The sequence below is a fragment of the Streptomyces kronopolitis genome (assembly GCF_050953795.1).
GTDB classification, from domain to species: Bacteria; Actinomycetota; Actinomycetes; order Streptomycetales; family Streptomycetaceae; genus Streptomyces; species Streptomyces kronopolitis_A.
Genome location: NZ_CP191850.1, coordinates 261,659 through 281,938 on the forward strand (window position 1 = coordinate 261,659; position 20,280 = coordinate 281,938).

Genomic DNA, 20,280 nt, shown 5'->3' on the forward strand with positions numbered 1-20,280 from the left:
CTTGAGCACCACGGCTCCGACGCCCTCGCCGCGCACGTATCCCGCGGCTTCCTTGTCGAAGGCCCGGCCCACACCGTCGGGGCTGAGCATGCCCGCCCGTTCGAGGGAGGCGAAGGTGAGCGGGGAGAGCATGAGGCTGACGCCGCCCGCGATGACCGTGTCGCAGTGTCCGAGGCGCAGGGCCTCCGCCGCGCGGTGCAGGGCCACCAGCGAGCTGGAGCAGGCGGTGTCCACGGGTTCGCTGGGGCCGCGCAGGTCGAGGTGGTACGAGATGCGGTTGGCCAGCATGGAGGGGGTCAGGCCGGTCGAGGAGTAGGCGTCGGTGGCCGTGTCCGAGCGCTGCACGAGCTCGGCGTACTCGGACGAGCCGACGCCGACGAACAGCCCGGTGTCGGTGCCGGCGAGGCGGGTCGGGTCGATACCCGCGTCCTCCAGCGCCGCCCACACCGTGCGCAGCAGCAGCCGCTGGCGGGGGTCCATCCAGCGGGCCTCGCGGGGCGAGATGCCGAAGAACAGCGGGTCGAAGCGGTCGATGTCCGGCATGAAGCCGCCCCGGGTGATCCGGGTCCGGTCGGGGTGCAGGGCCGGGTCCCCGTAGTGGGCGCTGCTGTCCCAGCGGTCGGCGGGCACGTCGGAGAAGAGGTCGCCGCCCGTCTGGAGGGCGGCCCAGAACTCGTCGAGGTTCCGTGCGCCGGGCAGGGTGCCCGCCATGCCGACGATCACGACGGGGTCGTCCTCGGCCGGCAGGTCCCGCGACGCGGGGCCGGCCGGCAGGGGCGCGGCGGCGTCCGGGTGCTCGTCCTCCAGCCACGCGGCGAGCGCGGCGGGGGTCGGGGTGGCGAGCAGCTGGTCGGGGCCGACGGGCACGCCGAAGGCGTTGGAGACCTCGTCGGCGAGCCGGATGAGGCCGAGGGAGTCCAGGCCGTGCTCGTGGAAGGAGTCCGCCGGGTCGAGGTCGGCGGTGCCGTATCCGGTGACCGTGCCCAGCAGGGCCAGTACGACGTCCCGGAACCGGGCGCCGCGGGTGGGAGCGTCCGCGGTCCCCGATGCCGTCGGGGCCGTCGGGGCGGCGAGGGCGGCCGGGGTGACGGCGTCGATCCAGCAGCGGGTGCGCGCGAAGGGGTATCCGGGCAGGGACAGGACCGGTACCGGGCCGGGCCGACCGGCCTCCCAGTCGAAGACCTCGCCCGCGGCCCAGCGGCGGGCCGTGTCGTGCGGATCCGCAGCGGAGGGCACGACCGCGGCCCCGGGCTCGGCGGTCACGACGCCGGTGTGGCCGCCGGGCCGCCCGGCGAGGAACGCGTCGAGCGCCTCGGTGAGTTCGCCCGCCGACCGTGCGACGACGACGAACCGGTGGGCCATGGCCTCACGGCCGGTCTGCAGGGTGCGGGCGAGCCGGACGAGGTCGACGCCGGCACCGCCCGCGGCGCGGCCGGCGAGTTCGCGCAGGGTCGTGCCGCCGTGCACGGAGCCCGCCCCGACCGCGTCGCCGAGGCCGATCAGGCGCACCATCACGGCCGGGTCCAGGCCCAGTTCGTCGAGGGGTTCGTCCACCGCCGTGTCGGGGACGCCGGCCGCGGCCGCGATGTCCCGGGGATCGGCGCCGGTGCCCGTCGCACCCAGCCAGGTCCGGATGCCCGCGACGACGCGGCGCAGGCCCTCCGCGTCCCGCGCGGAGAACGGGAAGACGTCCGGTCCCGCCGCGGCGTCGCGCCGCGGGTCCGGTGTCCGGTGCTCCTCGACCACGAGGTGGGCGTTGGAGCCGCCCGCGCCGAAGGCGCTGACGCCCGCGCGCAGGGGCCCGGAGCCCTTCCAGGGGGCGAGTTCGCGCTGCACCCGGAAGGGCACGCCGTTCCAGTCGACGGCCGGGTTGAGGGCGTCCGCGTGCAGGGAGGGCGCCAGTTCGCGGGCCTTCATCTGGAGCAGGACCTTCGTGAGAGCCGCGATGCCCGCCGCCGACTCCAGGTGGCCGACGGAGGACTTGACCGAGCCGAGCGCGACCGAGCCGGCCGGCAGGTCGCCGAAGGCCCGCACGAGTCCGGCGACTTCGGCCGGATCGCCCAGCTGGGTCCCGGTGCCGTGCGCCTCGACGTACGAGATCCCGTCGGCCGGCACTCCGGCCGTCCGCAGGGCCTGGGCGATGACCTCGCCCTGGGCGCCGGGGCTGGGCACGGCGAACCCGCCCGTCTTCCCACCGTGGTTGACGGAGCTGGCGAGGATCACGCCGAGGATGCGGTCCCCGTCGCGCTCGGCCGCCGCCAGTGGCTTGAGCAGGACGGCGCCGACGCCCTCGCCGGGCACCATGCCGTCGCCGTCCGCCGCGAAGCTGCGGCACCGCCCGCTCTCGCCGGTGAACCCGCCGGCCGCCAGCTGGCGGTACTTGCGCGGGTGCGGGGCGAGGTTGACGCCGCCGGCGAGCGCGTAGTCCGCCTGACCGGCCGCCAGGGCCTCGCAGGCGAGGTGGATGGCGGTGAGGGAGGAGGAGCACATGGTGTCGACGGCCAGGCTCGGCCCGTGGAAGTCGAAGAAGTACGAGACGCGGTTGGCGATGGACGCGTAGCCCATGCCGCCGGCGAGGCCCTGCTCGTCCTCGAACAGCTGGTAGTGCCCGTACATCACGCCCACGTACACGCCGACGCGGCTGTCCCGGAGGCGGGCCCGGGTGTAGCCGGCGTCCTCCATGGCGTGCCAGGAGGTCTGGAGGAACAGCCGTTCCTGGGGGTCGGTCAGCTCGGCTTCCCGCAGGGACATCTGGAAGAAGCGCGGGTCGAACTCGTCGATCCCGTCCAGGAATCCGCCCCAGCGGCTCACCGGCCGGCCGCCCGCGTCGGCGGGGGCCCGGTGGTCCCAGCGGTCGGCGGGCACCTGGCTCACACAGTCCCGGCCGGAGCGCAGGTTCTCCCAGAAGGCGTCGAGGTCCTCGGCCCGGGGGTAGCGGCCGGCGACGCCGACGATCGCGACGCGGTGGTCGGTGGCCCGCACGGACTGCGCGGGACGGGCCGCCGGACGCACGCCGGCGGCGGGCTCGTGGAGGGCCGGGACGGCGGCCGGCGCCGGGGCGGGCTCGGCGGCGGGCGCGGGAAGGAGCGCACGCACCCGCTCGGCGTGCCGCTCGACGAGGTAGTCGGCGACCTCGCGGACGGTCGGGTACTCGAACAGCAGGGTCACCGGCAGCTCGCCCATGCCCTCGGCGAGGACGTCCACGATGAGGGGGACCGTCAGCGAGTCGACGCCGAAGTTCTCGTACGTCTCGTCCAGCCAGAGCCGATCGCGCGGTACCTGGAGGATCTGCACGAAGGCGTCCTTCACGTACTCCCGCGCGGCCTCCAGCAGCGCGTCGCCCTCCGTGCCGGACGGCCCGGCCGAGGGGAGCGGGGGTTCCGCGGCGGGTGCCGGCGCGGCGGGCACCGCGGGGGCGGGAGGCGTACGGCCCGGTGCCGTCTCCGCAACCACCACGTGCTGGCTCAGCCCCTCGTCGGCCGGCACGGCCCGGCTGCGCGGGAAGCCGGCGAGGGCGAGGGCCCTGCGCCATCCGGGCGCGGAGAGCAACGGGGAGCCGGGCAGGCGCAGTTCGGCGTCCTCGTGCAGCCACCAGCCGTCGAGCAGGCCGAAGGTGAGGGTGGCGGTGAGGACGTTGCTGCTGGCCTCGTTGAGGACCAGCCGTCCACCGGGCTTGAGCAGCCGGGTCACGGCGCGCAGGGTGGCGAGCAGGTCGGCGGTCGCGTGCAGCACGTTGGCCGCCACGACCAGGTCGGCGCTGCCCGGGGTGAAGCCCTGGGTCTCGGGGTCCGCGGAGATGTCGAGCCGCTGGAAGCGGACGTACGGGTGCTCCTCGGCGAACCGCTGCTCCCCGTGCCGCAGGAAGGCGCGGGAGATGTCCGTGTAGACGTACGTCACGTCCGTGCCCGAGGCGGCGAGGGCGGGCAGGACGCTCGCGGTGGTGCCGCCGGTGCCCGCGCCGATCTCGATGACGGTGAGCGGGCCCTCGTGGCGGGACAGCAGGTCCTGGACGGCGCCGACGACGAGTTCGTTGGCGCGGTCGACGACCGGACTGCCCCGGTAGGCGCCCTCGACCAGGGCGCTGGAGCCGCCCGGGAACATCACGTCGGTGGCGCGGACGGTGCCGCGCAGCACGCCGAAGAGGTTCTGCAGGCAGGGCCGCAGCAGCCGGTCGAACCGGTTGAGCGCGGGCTTGCGCGCGCACAGCTCGACCAGGTCTGCCTCGGGGTCCTCGGCGGCCTCGCGTCCGGCGGGGACGAGTGCGCCGCCCCGGTCGTCGAGGAAGCCGCCCTCGGTCAGCTGGCGCAGGAGCTCGGCGAAGAGCCTGCGCTGCCCGGGGACGACGGCCAGCCGTTCGGCGAGGGCGGCGGGCTGCCAGCTCTCGGCGTCGCCGAGGAAGACCCCTTCGCGGCGGAAGAGCGTCCACAGCCAGTCGCACATGACCTCGGTCAGGCGGGCGTCGTCGGCCTCGGTGAGCAGCCGGGCGACCGGGGGGAGCTGGGCCAGCGACGGCACCAGGGCCACGTCGTCGGTGGGCGTCCCCGTGTCGGACGGCGTTCCCGTGTCGGACGGCGTGGTGTCCGGGCCGGCCGGTTGCCCGGCGGCCGCGCGCGGCTGGGCGCCGACCGCGGCGAGTGCGGCCGCGTCGGCCTTGACCACGACGACCTGGCGGTCCTCGCGTCCGAGCACGGCGTGCACGGCGGCCATCCCCTCCTCCGGGGTGATCGAGTGGATTCCGGTGGCGGCGAGCCGCTCGCGGTAGCGCTCGTCGGCGACGATGCCGACGGTCCCCCAGTAGCCCCAGTTGATGACGGCCACCCGGGCGGCGAGCATCCGGTCGAGGTGGTGGGCGAAGGAGTCCTCGAAAGTGGATCCGGCCGCGTAGTTGCTCTGGCCGGCGCTGCCGGACAGGGCCACCGCCGAGGAGAAGAACAGGACGAAGTCCAGGCCGTCCACACCGCGCAGGGCGGCGTGCAGGGCGACCGAGGTGTGCGCCTTGGCGTCGAGGACGGAGCGGAAGGTCTCCTCGGTCATCGTGGCGACGGTCTGGTCGCGCAGGACGATCGTGGCGTGGAAGATGCCGTGCAGGGCGCCGTGGGCGCTCCTGGTCCACTCGACGGCCTCCCGCAGCGCGGCGGGGTCGGTCGCGTCGGCCCTGCGGTAGGAGACGAGGGTGCCGTCCGGGTCGATGGCACGCAGCCGTGCGCGGCGCTCGGCGTCGAGTTCGCTGCGGCCGAGGAGGACGACCTTCGCCCGGTAGCCGCGCACCAGCCATTCGGTGAGTTCCAGGCCGATGCCCCCGGCCCCGCCGAGGATCAGGTAGGTGCCGTCCCGGCGGATCCGCTCCTGCGGGGGCGTGACGTCGACCGGGACGAGCCGGCGGTGGAGGAGAGCGCCGCCGCGCAGTGCGTAGGGGCCGCCGGCAGGGGCGTCGAGCACGTCTGCGGAGGGTGTGTCGGCGGAGGAACGGTCCACGACGGCGACCTGCCAGCGGGGGTGTTCCTGGGCCAGCGACAGGGCCAGGCCGTGCAGGCCGGCCGCGTACGGGTTGGCCACGGGTTCGCCCGCCGTGGTGAGGGCGTCCTCGGTGACCACGGTGAGGCGCACGGCCGAGCGGGTCCGCTGGAGGACCTTGGCGAGCCGGAACAGGGCGAGCACACCGTGTTCCTGGGCCGCTTCGAGCGCGGCGGTGTCGTCGGTCCCGCCCGCGGCACGGGGCGCGAGCAGGATCACGTGGTCGGGTCGGCCGGTGGCGGTGGTGACGCGGTCGTGGTCGAGTTCGACGACGGCGCCGCCGAGGCGGGCGCGCAGGGTGGCCGCCAGCGGCGCCGCGTCAGGTCCGTGCACGAGCCAGGTGGTGGCCCCGCCGGGGAGCGGCTGCGGAGACCGGCCGGGCAGTTCGGTCCAGCGCGGTGCGAACATCAACTCGTCCGCGGCGGCGGCCGCCCCGGCGGAGACGGCCGCCGCGGCGGGGGCTCCGGCCGGCCGGGCCGCCGGGGCGACACCGGGCGCGGGCCGCAGCGACAGGTCGCGCAGTCGCACGTGGACGTTCCCCTCGGAGTCGGTCAGGGTGAGGTCGTAGCGGTCGGTGCCCACGGTGCGGACGTGGGCGTACCCGAGGTCCGCCACCGGGGCGTGGATCTCTGCGGCGGTGAGGGCGTACGGCACCATCGCGGGGCCGTTGTCCCGGTCCCGGAGGACGGCGAAGGCGTGCAGGGCGCCGTCGACCACCGAGGGGTGGAGGGCGGAGCCGGCGAAGCGGGCGGCCTCGGCCGGGATCCGCAGGCGTACGAGCGCCTCGCCGTCGCCCGCGGCGATCGATTCGACGGCCCGCAGGGCGGGGCCGTAGAACAGCCCCGCCGCCGCGAGGTCGGCGTAGAGGGCGCCACCCTCGTGGTGGCTGCCGAGGCGGGCGCGTACGGCGGCGATGTCCAGGCTCTCCCCTGCGGGCTCCGACAGGGGCTCCACCCGGCCCTCGGCGAGGAGTTCGCCGGTCTCGTCGCGCAGGTCGAAGCGCGTGCCGGTGTCGCCGCGGCGCAGTCGTGTCCGTGCCGTGCGCGCGGCGCCGGCCACGACGAAGGGCCGCAGCCAGCGGACGTGCGTCAGCCGCAGCCGCTCCCCCGCCCCGGCCGCCTCGGCGGCGGCTCGTGCCATCTCCAGGACGGCGGCGGCGGGCAGCAGGCGGGTCTCGCCGAGCCGGTGGCCGCCGATGTACGGGTGTTCGGGGTCGAAGGCGGTCCGGTAGGTCAGGCCGTCCAGGCTCTCGGCCGGGTCGATCGCGTCGAGCAGCGGGTGCACCGGCCCCGCCGCGGTCCGCCCCGCGGCCGGCGCGGCCGGTACGGGCGGCGACCAGATGGCATCGGTGAGCCAGCAGCGGAGTTCCTCGAAGGGGTAGCCCGGCAGCGGCACGCGGCTGCCGTTGCCCGCCGGCCAGGTGACCGGGGCTCCGGCGGCCCAGGCCGCGCCGATCGACGCCGGGTCGCTGCCGGTGGGGGCGGCGGCGCGGGAGGCGGCGCGGCCGCGGGCATGGCCGGTCCAGACTCCCGCCGGGTCCTCCCCGCGCAGCCGGGCCACCAGCTCGGGGACGCTGGAGGCCAGGACGACCATGCGGTCCGCCCATTCCTCGCGCCCGTGCTGGAGGGTGAACGCCACGTCCACGAGCCGGGGTGACGATCCGTCGGCGAGGCCGCGCTCCAGGGCGTCCGCCAGTTCGGCGGCGAGCACGGGGAGCCGTTCGGGCACCCGGGTGGAGAGCGGGAACAGGTACGGGCCGGGCTCCTGTCCGGCGGCCGGCGGGGCGGCGTACTCCTCCACGACGACATGGGCGTTGGCCCCGCCCGCGCCGAAGGAGCTGAGGCCCGCGCGCCGGGGGGCGCCGTCGGGCCGGGGCCACGGGGCGAGGTCGCGCTGCACGTGCAGCGGGGTCGAGTCGAAGTCGATGTTCGGGTTGAGCGGGTCCGCGTGCAGCGAGGGCACGAGCCGGCCGTGCCGCATCTGGAGCAGCACCTTGCACAACCCGGCCATGCCGGAGGCCGATTCGAGGTGGCCGACGTTGGACTTGACCGAGCCGATCGGAAGGCTGCCCGGGGGCAGCCCGGCCTCGGCCAGCGCGCGGGCGAGTCCGCGGATCTCGACGGGGTCGCCGAGGGCGGTGCCGGTGCCGTGCGCCTCCAGGTAGCCGAGGGTGGCCGGGTCCACGCCCGCCTCGCCGAGCGCCTGTGCGACGAGGTTGCCCTGGGCGACGGGGTTGGGCACGGTGAAGCCGTTGGTGCGGCCGCCGTGGTTGACGCTGGTCCCGAGGATGACGCCGTGGATGTGGTCGCCGTCCCGGACCGCGTCCGCGAGCGGCCGCAGCAGCACCGCGCCGACGCCCTCGCCGGGGACGTAGCCGTCGCCGTCCGCGCCGAAGCTGCGGCAGCGGCCGTCGCTGGAGGTGAAGCTGCCCTGGCCGAGGAAGCGGTACTTGTACGGGTGGACGTGCAGGTTGACCCCGCCCGCGACGGCCATGTCGGTGTCCCCGGCGCGCAGGTCGCGCACGGCCAGGTGGAGGGCCGTCAGCGAGGAGGAGCACATGGTGTCCACGCCCAGGCTGGGGCCTGTGAGGCCGAGGGTGTAGGAGACGCGGTTGGCGATGGAGGCGTGCGAGGAGGCGCCGATCCGGCCGTCCTCGGCCTCGTGCAGCTGGTAGAGCCCGTACATCGCGCCGACGTACACGCCGACGCGGTGGGAGCTCAGGTCCGCGCGGGTGCGTCCGGCGTTCTCCATGGTGTGCCAGGCGGTCTGGAGGAAGAGCCGTTCCTGGGGGTCGACGATCTCCGCCTCGCGGGGCGAGACGCCGAAGAAGAGCGGGTCGAACATGTCGACGCCGCGCAGGAAGCTGCCCCAGCGGCTGTAGCGGGCCGCCCGGTCGGCGGGGGTGGCCTGGTCGTAGTCCCGCCAGTCCCAACGGTCCGCCGGGATCTCGGTGATCAGGTCCCGGCCCGCCTGGAGGTGGTCCCAGAACTGGTCGAGGGTGTCCGATGCGGCGAAGCGGGCGGCGACCCCGACGATGGCGATCGGCACGGGGCCCGAGGGGGCCGGGGCGGGAGCCGCGGCGGCGGCCGCGAGCACGGCCGGGGCGGCGGCCACCGGCTCCGCGGGCCCTGCCGCCCGGGTTTCCGTCTCGGGCTCCGTCAACGGCTCGGCCACGGGCGCCAGTTCCGCGAGGCGGGAGCCGTGGTGCTCGGTGAACCAGCCGGCGAGGGAGCGCAGGTCCTGGTACTCGAAGAACAGGGTCTTCGGCAGGGATCCGAAGTGGTCCTCCAGGCGGCGGGTCAAGTCCATGATCAGCAGCGAGTCGATGCCGAAGCGCTCGAACGGCGCGTCGGCCTCCATCTCCTCGGCCGGGTACGCGAAGACCTCGGCGAGCACGCCGCGCAGGAACTCCTCGGCCGCGTCCGGGGCCGGCGCCGCCGGCTCCGCGGAAGGGTTCGACGGGGCGGAGGGGGCGGAGGGGGCGGAGGGGGCGGACGGAACGGCGCGCGGGGCGGGGACGGAGGGGGCCGACGGGGCCGAGGGCGCCGGCGCGTCCAGCACCTCGCGCAGGCGCGCCAGGTTGCCGTGCGCCACCAGGACGTGGTCGCCCTCGTGGCCCAGGGCCCGGTCGAAGGCCTCCAGTCCGGCGTCGGTGGGCATGGCCACCAGCCCGACCTGGCGGGCCATCCGGGCGGCCGCGGCCTCGTCGGCGTCGACGCGGATGCCCCCGTCGGCCCACAGCGACCACAGCACGGAGAGGCTGCGGCCCGGCCGGCCGCGGCCCCGGCGCCAGGCCGTGAACGCGTCCAGGAAGCGGTTCGCGTACGCGTAGTCGGTCTGGCCGGGGCTTCCCGCGGCCCCCGACATCGAGGAGAAGGCGATGAAGAAGTCCAGCGGGTCGCCGGCGGTGGCCCGGTCCAGCTCGATGGTGCCGCGGACCTTGGGGCCGAGCACGGCCGCGCTCTGCTGATCGGTCTTGCCGATCAGCAGAGCGTCCCGGGTGGTACCGGCGAGGTGCAGGACGCCGTGGAGCGGCCCGAAGGAGCCGTGGATCCGCTCGACGAGGTCCCCGGCGGCGCCGGGGGCGCCCAGGTCGGCGGGTATGTAGTGGACGTCCAGGCCGGCGGAGCGCAGCTCCGTGAGGTCGGCCTGCACCGAACGGCCCGTCAGGACGTAGCGGGCGTCGCCTCCCAGATGCGCGACGAGCCGGCGGCCGAGGGCGCCCGCGCCGCCGGTGACCAGCACGGTGCCGCGCGGGGTGAGCGGTGCCGGGGCGGGGCTGACGGGCTCCCAGCGCGGCACCTGCCGGCCGGCGGCCGTGTACCGGACGCGGAAGGCGTGGGCGGCGCGGGCCTCGGACTCGACGGTGGCGGCGAGGCCGGCCGTGCCCGCGTCGACCACGGAGACCAGGAACTGCGGGTCCTCGTTGGCGAGGGCCCGGGCGAACCCGTCCAGGGCCTCGGCCCGCGCGTCCCCGATCCCGCCGGACGTGCGGAACACGTGCAGGACGCGCACCGGGTGGCGGGTCGGCTGGGCCGCCCAGGACCGGTACAGCCCGGTGAGGGCGGGCAGCGGGTCGCCGTCCGCGGTGTGGACGAGGAGGAGTTCCTCATCGCGGGGGAAGACGGAGTCCCCGGTGGCGCGTTCGGCTCCGGGGTAGCTCTCCTCGCCGAGCAGGAGGGTGCGCACGGTCCGGCCGCCGGCCGGCGCGGGGGCGTCCTGCCAGCGCTGTACGAGCAGGTGGGCGCCGATGGTGCCGTCCAGGCGGGCGGCGCCGTCGACGGGGCGGGTGACGACGGCGCGCAGCCGCAGGCGGACCTGGCCCTCGTCATCGGCGAGGACGATGTCGTGGCCGGCCGGGGTCCGCACGGCGTGCACATGGCCCTGTTCGGGCAGCGGCCCGAAGATCTCGACCGCGTCCAGGGCGAAGGGCAGTTCCCGGGCGCGCGGGGCCGAGGGGTCCTCGTCGGTCCACAGGCAGGCCTGGAGCATCGCGTCCAGGAGGGAGGGGTGGAGGGCGAAGTCGGAGAAGGGGAGGTCCGCCGACGCGGGCACGGCCACGCACGCGAGGACCTCGCCCGGCGCGGACCGCACCGAGCGCAGCCCCTGGAGGCTGGGCCCGTAGCCGCCGCCGAGCGCGCCGAAGACCTCGTAGCACTCCTCGGCGGTGGCCGTACGGGGCAGCCGGGCGCGGATCGCGTCCAGGTCGAGGCGCGGTGCCTCGGGACCGGCGCCGAAGCACAGGGTGCCGGTGGAGCAGAGCGCGCCCTCGGCGCTGCCGTCGGTGAGCCGGACCTCGTAGGAGACCCCGTCGGCGGTGGGCGCGAGGTGCAGGCGCACCCGGGCCGGCTCGTCCTCGACGAGCACGGGGCGGGCCCACAGCACGTTGACGATGCCGGTGGCGCGGCCGTGGCCCGCCTGTTCGGCCGCGGCCACCGCGAACTCCAGGGCCGCCACGGCGGGCAGGATCCGGACCCGGCCCAGGGCGTGGTCGCGCAGGTAGAACTCCTCCCCGGTCAGCAGCCGTTCGCCGGGGCCGTCGGCCAGGCCGGCGGGCGGCTCGATCCAGTAGCGGCGGGTCCGCAGGGGCGGCAGGGGCAGGGAGAGCCGGGCCGGGCGGTCGCCGGACGGCTCGGGCAGGACGACGTCCTGCCCGGTGACCCACAGGCGGGCGGCCTCGGCCGGATCGTCGGTGACCACGGGCCCGGCGGCGCCGCCGGAGGCCGCGGCGGCGCCGGCCGTCGCGGTGCCGGTCACGAGGCGTTCGCCGTCGCGCAGGCGCGCGGCCAGTTCGGCGACGCTCCCGACGACCAGGGCGACGCGCTCGCGCAGGGGTTCCCGGCCGACGCGCAGGGTGTGCGCGACGGCGGCCAGGGAGGCCGACGGGTGCGCGTCCAGCCAGGCGCACAGCTCGGCCCGGTAGCGGTCGAGCTGTTCGGGGCCGTCGGCGGACAGCAGGACCAGTCGGGCGGTCCTGCCCTCGGTGGTGTCGCTCATCAACGCTGTCCCGCCTCTTCGACTACCACGTGCACGTTGCTGCCTCCCATACCGAACGAGCTGACACCGACCCGGGCCGGTGTCCCCTCGCGTGTTTCCCATGTCTGTGCTGCGGCCTGGATCCGGAACGGACTGCCGTCGAGGTCGAGCATCGGATTCGGCGTCCGCAGGTCCACCAGGCCGGGGAGCGTGCGGTGACGCATCGCCAGCAGGACCTTCACGACGCCGGCGACGCCCGCCGCGGCCTCCAGGTGCCCGATGTTCGTCTTGACCGACCCGAGGCCGGTGCGTCCCGGAACCACCGGGATCCCCCAGTCGGCGTACAGGCGGCCGAACGCCTCCTTGAGGGCGTCGATCTCGATCGGGTCGCCGAGCGGGGTCCCCGTGCCGTGCGCCTCGATGTAGTCGATCGTGTCGGGCGCGACCCCGGCCGACCGGTGTGCGGCGAGCACGACGTCGCGCTGCGCCTGCGGGTTGGGGACGGTGAGCGAGTGGGTGTGCCCACCGTGGTTCTCCGCCGAGCCGATCAGCACGCCGTGCACCGGGTCTCCGTCCGCCAGGGCCCGGTCGAGCAGTTTGAGGGCGAGGAGCACCACGCCCTCGCCCCTGCCATAGCCGTCGGCACGCTCGTCGAAGGTCTTGCAGCGGCCGTCGGGGCTGAGCATCCCGGCCCGCCGCAGGCCGGTGAACCCGTGCGGGGACAGCAGGAGGTTGGCCCCGCCGGCCAGGGCCGTGTCGCAGTCCCCCTGCTGGAGCGCGCGGGCCGCGCGGTGCACGGCGACGAGCGAGCTGGAGCAGGCCGTGTCGAAGACGGCGCTGGGGCCGTGCAGATCGAACACGTAGGAGATGCGGTTGGCGGCGATCGAGGGGACGTTGCCGATCAGGAAGTGGTCGCCCATCTCCGGCGAGCCCGGTCCGAGCAGGCTCAGGTAGTCCGTGCCGCTGAGTCCGACGAACACCCCCGTGCGGCTGCCGGCGAGCGCGCTCGGAACCTGGCCCGAGTCGAGCACGGCCTCGTGCGCGGCGTGCAGCAGCAGGCGCTGCTGGGGGTCCATCTGCGCCGCTTCCCGGGGGGAGATGCGAAAGAGCGCCGCGTCGAAGGCGTCCACGTCCTCGACGAAGGAGCCGCGCAGGCCCTGCGGGAACACCCGTGCGGAGAAGCCCCGTTCCATGGGGTACGGCCGGGTGAGGTCGCGTCCGGCGGCGAGGTGCTGCCAGAACTCCTCCAGGCCCGAGGCGGAGGGCAGCCGTCCGCCGATGCCCACGACGGCCACCGGCGCGAAGCCGTGCGGCGCGGCGGGCGCCGCGACCATCGGCTCGGACCCGGTCCGAGTGGTGGGCCCGCGGTCCGTCTCGGTGAACGCCTCGGGGTGGTCCGCGCTCAGGTGGGCGGCCAGCGAGGTGAGGTCCGGGTGGGCGTAGAAGACGGTCGGGCGCACCGTGACGCCGAACCGCTCGCGCAGCGCCACCGCGAGGCGGGTGAAGCCGATCGAGTCGAAGCCCACCTCGCCCAGCGGCCGGTCGAGGGGGATCTCCTCGGCAGGCAGTCCGGCGACGGCCGCCGCGCTCCGGCGCAGCCGTTCCGCGAGGTCCGCGGGGCCGGCCGGCCCGGGCCGGAGGGCGACTTCCTCTTGCGGTGCGGCGGAGCGGTCCTGGTGTCCGAAGCGGCGTACGAGTTCCTCCAGGGGCAGGCGCGTCAGCGGGCCGGTGTCCACCTTGGCGTTGGGGGTCAGGGGGAAGCGCGCCAGCGCGACCGTGCGGGAGGGGACCATGTACGCGGGCAGCCAGGCCCGGATCCGCCCGACCGCGGCCGCTGCGGCCTCCGGGCCGGCCTGGACGAAGGCCACCAGACGCGGCTGCCCGGGCAGGTCCTCACGTACGGCCACCCGGACGTCGCCGATGCCGTCGCCGGTGCCCGCCGCTCCGGCGCGCCGGACGGCGGCCTCGATCTCGCCGAGTTCGATGCGGTGGCCGCGCAGCTTGACCTGACGGTCGGCGCGCCCGAGCAGCACCATGTCCCCGTCCGCCGACCAGCGGGCGAGGTCGCCGGTGCGGTAGAGCCGTTCGCCGGTCGCCGGATCGCGCACGAAGCGCTCGGCGGTCAGCTCCGGCTTGCCCCGGTAGCCGCGGGCGACGCCGTCGCCGCCGATGAGCAGTTCACCGACCGCGCCGAAGGGCACCGGGGCGCCGTCGGGACCGGCGGTGCGGAAGGTGGTGTTGGCGAGCGGGGTGCCCACGGTGACCGGTCCGCCCCGCCGGATGCGCTGGGCGGAGGACCAGATGGTCGTCTCGGTCGGCCCGTACATGTTCCACAGCTCGTCGCACCGGTCCAGCAGCCGGTCCGCGAGTTCGGCGGAGAGGGCCTCGCCGCCGCACAGCAGCCTGCGCACGCGTCCGGTCCAGCCGGCGTGCAGCAGCATCTCCCAGGTGGCCGGGGTGGCCTGGACGACCGTCGCGCCGGCTTCGCCGATGAGGTCGGCCAGCGCGAACCCGTCCCGCACCACGTCCTCGGGCGCGAGGTGCACGGTGGCGCCCCGGGTCAGCGGGAGCAGCAGCTCCAGACCCGAGATGTCGAACCCGGCGGTGGTCACCGCCAGCAGGGTGTCGTCCTCGGCGCAGCCGGGCCGCTCGGCGGTCGCGGCCAGCAGGTTGACGAGGTTGCCGTGGCAGACCTCGACGCCCTTGGGCTCGCCCGTGGATCCGGAGGTGTAGAGGACGTACGCGAGGTCGTCGTCGCGGCGGGCGACCGGGGCGACGGTCTGCGCCTCGGACTCCAGGCCGGTCAGGGGGACGCGCACGCCCGGTGCGTCCGCGGGCAGCCGGTCGGCCAGCTGCGGATCGACGATCACGGCGGTGGGTGCCGCGTCGGCGGTGATGTGGGCGAGCCGGGCCGCCGGGAAGTCCGGGTCGAGGGGGACGTAGGCGGCTCCCGCGCTCTGCACGGCGAGGAGGGCCACGATCAGCGCGGCCCGGCGAGCGACGAGGACGCCCACCACGTCGCCGGGGCGTACCCCGTGCTCGGTGAGGATCCGGGTGAGGGCGTGCACCTGCCCGGCGAGTTCGCCGTAGGTCAGCGAGCCCGTCGCGTCGACGACGGCGGTGCGCCCGGGGTCGCGCCGGGCGCGGGCGAGCACCAGGGCGGCGGCGGTGACGTCGCGCGGCCGTTCGGCGCTGGTGTGGTGGGACCGCTCGACCGTGCGGCGTTCGGCGGGGGTGGCGGGAGCGAGGTCCCCGAGGCGTACGGAGGGATCGGCCGTCACCGTGTCCAGCAGCAGCCGGTAGTGCTCGGCCAGCCGCTCGACGGTGGACCGGTCGAAGCGCTCCGGGTCGTACTTGAGGTAGAGGAGCACGCCGGTGTCGCGCACGACCACCTCGGCGACGAGGTCACTCTCGCCCTCCTGGGTCAGGTCGAGCGCGTCGCGGAAGACGGTCTGCCCGGCCGCCATGTCCTGGTCGCCGCCGACTCCCTGCTGCAGGTAGAAGCCGATGTCGAAGCCGGCCGCGGTGCCGGTCGTGCGGCGCAGGTCGTCGACGACGGAGGCGAAGGGGTACGCGCTGTGCTCCTCGGCCTCCGCCATCCGGGCTCCGACGGCGGCCGTGAGCGCGCCGAAACTGTGGTCGGGGTCGCAGTCCACGCGCAGGACCACCGGGTTGATCAGGTAGCCGACGGTGCGGTCGAAGCGCTGCGCGGGACGGCCGTCGGTCGGCACCATCACGCTGAGGTCGCGGTGTCCCGAGTGGCGGTGCAGCAGGGCGAGGAAGGCACCGAGCACGACGCTGAAGGGCGTCAGCCCGCCTGCACGGGCGGTCTCCTGGACCGCCGCCCAGGTGGCGTGCGGGAGCCGCAACTGCACCATCTCGCCGCGGGTGTGCGCGCCGGATCCGGTGCGCCGGCGGTCGGCGAGCGCGTCCAGGACCGGCGCCGTGGAGGCACCGGTCAGCCGATCGAGCCACCAGCGCCGGTGTTCCTCCGTCTCCGGGGCGGCGAGCATGGTCCGCTGCCACTCCACGAACTCGGCGTAGGGCGCGGCGGGTTCGACCGGCGGCAGCTCACGGCCCCGGGCGAGCGCGTCGTGGCAGGCGACGATGTCGCGCAGCAGCAGATGGCTGGAGACGCCGTCGGTGATCAGGTGGTGGAAGACCAGGAGCAGCAGGGTGGCGCCGCCGGGGGCGGCGACGAGCCACATCCGGTACAGCGGGTCCTGCTCCAGGTCGAACGGGCGGCGGACCAGGTTGCGCACGCGGGCGGCGAACTCCCCGTCGGTCACGTGGCCGAGGTCCAGCCGGGTCACCTCCGGGGCGCGGCCGGTGACCTCCTGGACGGGCCCCGAGGCGTCCAGGCGTACGGAGATCCCCAGTTCCGGGTGCCTGCGCACCATCGCGGCCAGCGCCTCGACGAGCCGGTCCTCCTGCACATCCGGCCCGAGCCACAGGCCCAGCGGCAGGTTGTAGGAGACGGTCCGCGGATCCTCGGCGTGCAGGGCCCACAGTGCGGCCTGCCCGCGGCTGAGCGGGTAGGGCCCGGTGGGCGCCTTCGGGGCGGCGGCCGCGGGCGCGGCCGGGGCGGGTGCGGCGGCCGGAGCGGTCGCGTCGACCAGGCCCCGCACCAGCAGCTCGGCCACGTCGTCGGACAGCTTGCCGGAGGCGATCGCCGCCAGCAGTTCACGCAGGTCGGTGCTCATCGGCCCGCCCCTCCCTCAAGTACGGCCAGCGCGTCGTCCACGCGGACGGTTCCGTCGCGCAGCCCGGCCAGCAGAGCGGCCACCCGGTCCACAGGTGCGACGGCGGGAGCCGGATCGGGCTCCCGGTCCCGGTCCTGGTCCTGCTTCTGCGTCTGCGTCTGTTCCTGGGGCACGGGCAGTGGCCCGTACGCCTCGAAAACGGCCCGGGCCACCGCCCGTACCGTCTGGCCCACCCCGAACATCCGGGTCGGCACCTCCACCTGGTAGTCCGCGCCGAGGCGGCGGCTCAGTCGGCGCAGGCCCAGCGAGTCCACTCCCGCGTCCGACAACGCCCGGTCCAGGGGCAGGCGTTCGGGCCGCATGCCCAGGTGGGCCGCGAGGAGCCCACGCACGTGCGTACGGACGGCGCCCTCGGCGTCGTCCCCGGCCGGCGCCCCGGCGTCGTCTCCCGCCGGCGCCCCGGCCTCGGACGGCTGCGCTGCGGCAGGCGTCGTCACAGGGGCGGCGGTCTCCACGGGGACGGCGGTCTCCACGGCGGCGGGTGTCCGCGGCACGGCCGGGGCCGGGGTTTCAACAGCCGCCTCGGCCCCGGTGTCGGTGACCAGTCCCGCCTCGGCCGCCTGGACGGCGTCGAAGCGGGCTCCGGGCGTGAGCCAGTAGCTCTCCCGGGCGAAGGGATAGGTCGGTGCGGGCACCCGCCGGGGCGCCGTTCCCGGCCACAGCTCCGCCCAGTCGATCGGGGCGCCCCCGACCCACAGCCGGGCGACCTTGTCCAGTCGGCCGGCGTCCACCACGGCCCGCAGGTACCGGCCGCCCTCGGGACCGTCCAGCAGCAGGGCGGTGGTGGCGTCCTTGCCGTCCCCCGCGAAGACGCCCGGAACCGGTCCGCCGGCCTGCCACGCCTCCAGGGCGGCCGCCAGCGCACGCGGCGAGTCGGCGACGACCGCGAGCCGCTCGCAGAAGGCTTCCCGGCCGGTGCTCAGGGTATGGGCCAGGGCGGCCGGGTCCACGTCCTCGTGGTCCGCGGCCCAACGGGCCAGGTGCGCCGCGTAGTCGCGCAGCCGCTCCGGGGTCTTCGCCGACAGGACGAACAGCCGCTCCCCCGCCGTCGGGAGGTCCGGCGTCTCCCGGTACTCCTCCACCACCAGGTGCGCGTTGACCCCGCCCAGGCCGAAGGAGCTCACGCCCGCTCTCAGCGGCGCCTCGGCCCCGTCGGCCGTGCGGACCCGGTGCCAGGCCTCGTTCCCGGACGGCAGGCGCAGCGGGCCGCCGTCGAGACGCAGGTGCGGGTTGAGCTTCTCCAGGTGGACGTTGCCGGGGATCGACCCGTGGCGCATCGCCAGCAGCGCCTTGATCAGGCCCGTGACGCCGGCGGCCGCCTCCAGGTGGCCGGTGTTGGTCTTCACCGCGCCCAGCACCACGTGCGGCTGCCCGGGGGCGGCGCCGTGGTCCGCGTACAGCTCCGCGAAGGCCGACTTGAGGCCCTCGACCTCGACGGGGTCGCCGAGTTCGGTGCCGGTGCCGTGGGTCTCGACGTAGCCGACGGTCCGCGGGTCCACACCGGCGCGCCGGTGCGCCTTGACGATGCAGGCGGCCTGCGCGTCCGGGTTCGGGGCGGTCAGCGAGTTGGTGCGGCCGCCGTGGTTGACGGCGCTGCCGCGCAGGACGGCGTGGATGACGTCGCCGTCGGCGATCGCCGCGTCGAGCCGCTTGAGCACCACCACGCCCACGCCCTCGGCACGGACGATGCCGTTGGCGCGCGCGTCGAAGGTACGGCAGCGGCCGTCCGGGCTCAGCATGTCGGCCTGGCTCATGTCCACGAACAGCGTCGGCGAGGCGATGACGTTCACTCCGCCCGCCAGCGCGACCTCGCAGTCACCGCCGCGGATCGCCTCGGCCGCCCGGTGGACGGCGACGAGCGAGGAGGAGCAGGCGGTGTCGATGGTCTCGCTGGGGCCGTGCAGGTCCAGCAGGTACGAGACCCGGTTGGACATGATCGCGTGGGCTCTGCCCACCGTGCTGTAGCCGTCGAGCGGGACGCCGAGGGCGTGTTGGAGCTCGAAGTAGTCGTAGGTGCTGCTGCCGATGAAGACGCCCGTGTCGGTGCCGGCGAGCGCGGAGGGCCGGATGCCGGCGTTCTCGATCGCGCTCCAGGACGCCTCCAGTACCAGTCGGTGCTGCGGGTCCATCGCGACGGCCTCGTGGGGGGAGATGCCGAAGAACTGCGGGTCGAACAGGTCGACCCGGGGCAGGAACCCTCCCCACTTCGCCGTCGTGCGGAACTCGCCGGGCGTGGGCTCCCCGAACAGGCGGCGCCAGTCCCAGCGGTCGGCCGGGATCTCGTCGACGAGGTCGTCACCCGCCGTCAGGTGCTCCCAGAACGCGTCCAGGTCGTCCGATCCGGGGAGCATGCCGGCCATGCCGACGAGGGCGACGCCGACGGGCTCGCCGGTGCCGGGCGCCGGCGCGGCGGACCGGACGGAGGCGGCCGGGGAGGCCTCGGCGGCGACGGACCGCGCGCGGGCCGGTGCGGGGGCGCGGGCCGGTTCGACCGCCGGGTTTTCGTCGTGTGCCGTGGCCCGGTCGGGTGCCGAGGCCGGGCCGGATGCCGTGGCCACGGGCAGGGCTTCCGCCCTCAAGTGCGCCTCGAAAGCCGCTCCGTGGTGCCGGAGGATCTTGTCGATCAGGTCGTCGGCGGTGGCCACTCCGAAGAACGTGGCCGGGGTCAGGTCGAGGTCCCAGCGGGCGTTCATCCGGGAGCTCAGCCGCGTGTACGTGATCGAGTCGAAGCCGAAGCGGCTGAGCAGGTCGTCCGGCGCGAGTTCCTGGGGCCGGATGCCGGCCACCTCGCACAGGACGGCGAGTATCTCGTCGGCCGCCGAGGCACGCCAGGAGGCCCCTGCCCCGGACGTGGCCCCGGACGTGGCCTCGGACGTGGCCTCGGACGTGGCCTCGGTCGCGGGCTGTTGCCGTGCGTCCGCGCCGGCCGCCGCGACACCGATCCGGCCGAGGAACTCGTCCGTGCCCGAGACCACTGCCACCTGAACCTCCTGTCGGCCGAGCACCCGGCTCAGCGCTTCGAATCCCGCCTCCGGCGAAAGCGGGTGGACCCCCGCCGCGGCCAGCCGGCCCCGGTGGCGCTCGGTGAGGGCGGAACCCGACCAGGCCCCCCAGTTCACGACGTGGACGGGGTAGGGCAGCCGCGCGGCGAGCGCGCGGCCGATGGCGTCCTGGGCGGTGCACCCGGCCGCGTAGGCCGCCTGGCCGGGGTTGCCGAGGAAGGACTGCACCGAGGAGAACAGCGCCAGGAAGTCCGGCCGCCGGCCGCCCAGCGCCTCGGCGAGGGCCTCGGTGGTGCGGCTCTTCGCCGCCATGCCCCGCAGGAACCACTCCTCGTCCATGGCCGCCAGCGAACGGTCGCTCGGCACGGTCACCGAATGCAGGACCCCGTGGACGACGCCCACCCGGTCGAGCACGGCGCGCAGCTCGCCCGGTTGCGAGGCGTCCGCACGGTGGACCTCCACGCGGGTGCCCGAGGGGTCGAGGGCCTTGATCCGGGCCGCCCGGTCCTCGTCCGGCGCGGAGCGCCCGACGAGGACGAGGCGGGCGCGGTGACGCCGTACGAGCTGCTCGGCGATGTCCAGGCCGACGTCACCGGTCCCGCCGACGATCACGTACGTTCCGCCCTCGCGCAGGACGGACGCGGCCCCGGCCGTCGCGTCGACGGGTTCGAGGATCTCCCGGTACCAGCGTCCGGCGTGCAGCGCGTAGTCGCCGGGGGCGGCCACGGGGACCGCCGTCGGGTCCTGGTGGCCGATGTCGACGGTGGCCACCCGCCAGCGCTCGCACTCGCTGCGCACCGAGCGGGCGAAGCCCAGTGCGGCGGCCGACCCCGGGTCGGTCGCGGCGCGGGTCACGACCGTCAGGGCGAGTGCGCCGCCCGCTCCGGGGCGCGCCTGAAGGTGCTGGACGGTCCGGAAGAGGTCGAGGACCCCGCGCTCGCCCTCGATCACGGCGTGGACCGCGACGGGGGTGGGCAGGGACTCCAGCGGCGCCGCGCCGATCCGGTGGACCCCGTCCCCCGGCA

3 protein-coding genes (2 of these 3 only partly in view) are annotated in these 20,280 nt (G+C 75.7%); all 3 read right to left on the reverse strand.

Translation table 11 applies throughout. The features are described 5' to 3' along the window. Tightly spaced (each overlapping or abutting the next), the 3 genes in view from ACQP17_RS01125 to ACQP17_RS01135 form a layout consistent with a single transcriptional unit that may run on beyond the window. On the reverse strand, positions 1 to 11,511 hold the 5' portion of the coding sequence (locus tag ACQP17_RS01125; RefSeq protein WP_433854472.1) for an L-histidine N(alpha)-methyltransferase. Its footprint begins 7,995 nt before the window's first position; 11,511 of the gene's 19,506 nt are visible here — the first part of the coding sequence; it begins with the start codon at positions 11,509 to 11,511; its stop codon lies off the left edge, out of view. Next, positions 11,511 to 16,193 carry an amino acid adenylation domain-containing protein gene (locus tag ACQP17_RS01130; RefSeq protein WP_433854473.1) on the reverse strand — a complete coding sequence of 1,561 codons (4,683 nt, stop codon included), beginning with the start codon at positions 16,191 to 16,193 and terminating at the stop codon, positions 11,511 to 11,513. The genes ACQP17_RS01125 and ACQP17_RS01130 overlap by 1 nt, the downstream gene beginning before the upstream one ends. Beyond that, positions 16,190 to 20,280, reverse strand: the 3' end of a protein-coding gene (locus ACQP17_RS01135) for an SDR family NAD(P)-dependent oxidoreductase (RefSeq protein ID WP_433854474.1). The gene runs 9,253 nt beyond the window's last position; 4,091 of the gene's 13,344 nt are visible here — the last part of the coding sequence; its start codon lies beyond the right edge, outside the window — the gene reads right to left on this strand; its stop codon occupies positions 16,190 to 16,192. The genes ACQP17_RS01130 and ACQP17_RS01135 overlap by 4 nt, the downstream gene beginning before the upstream one ends.

Coding starts and splice junctions, on each gene's coding strand:
- ACQP17_RS01130 (WP_433854473.1), bottom strand. CDS start 16,193: ATGAGCACCGACCTGCGTGAACTGCTGGCGGCGATCGCCTCCGGCAAG.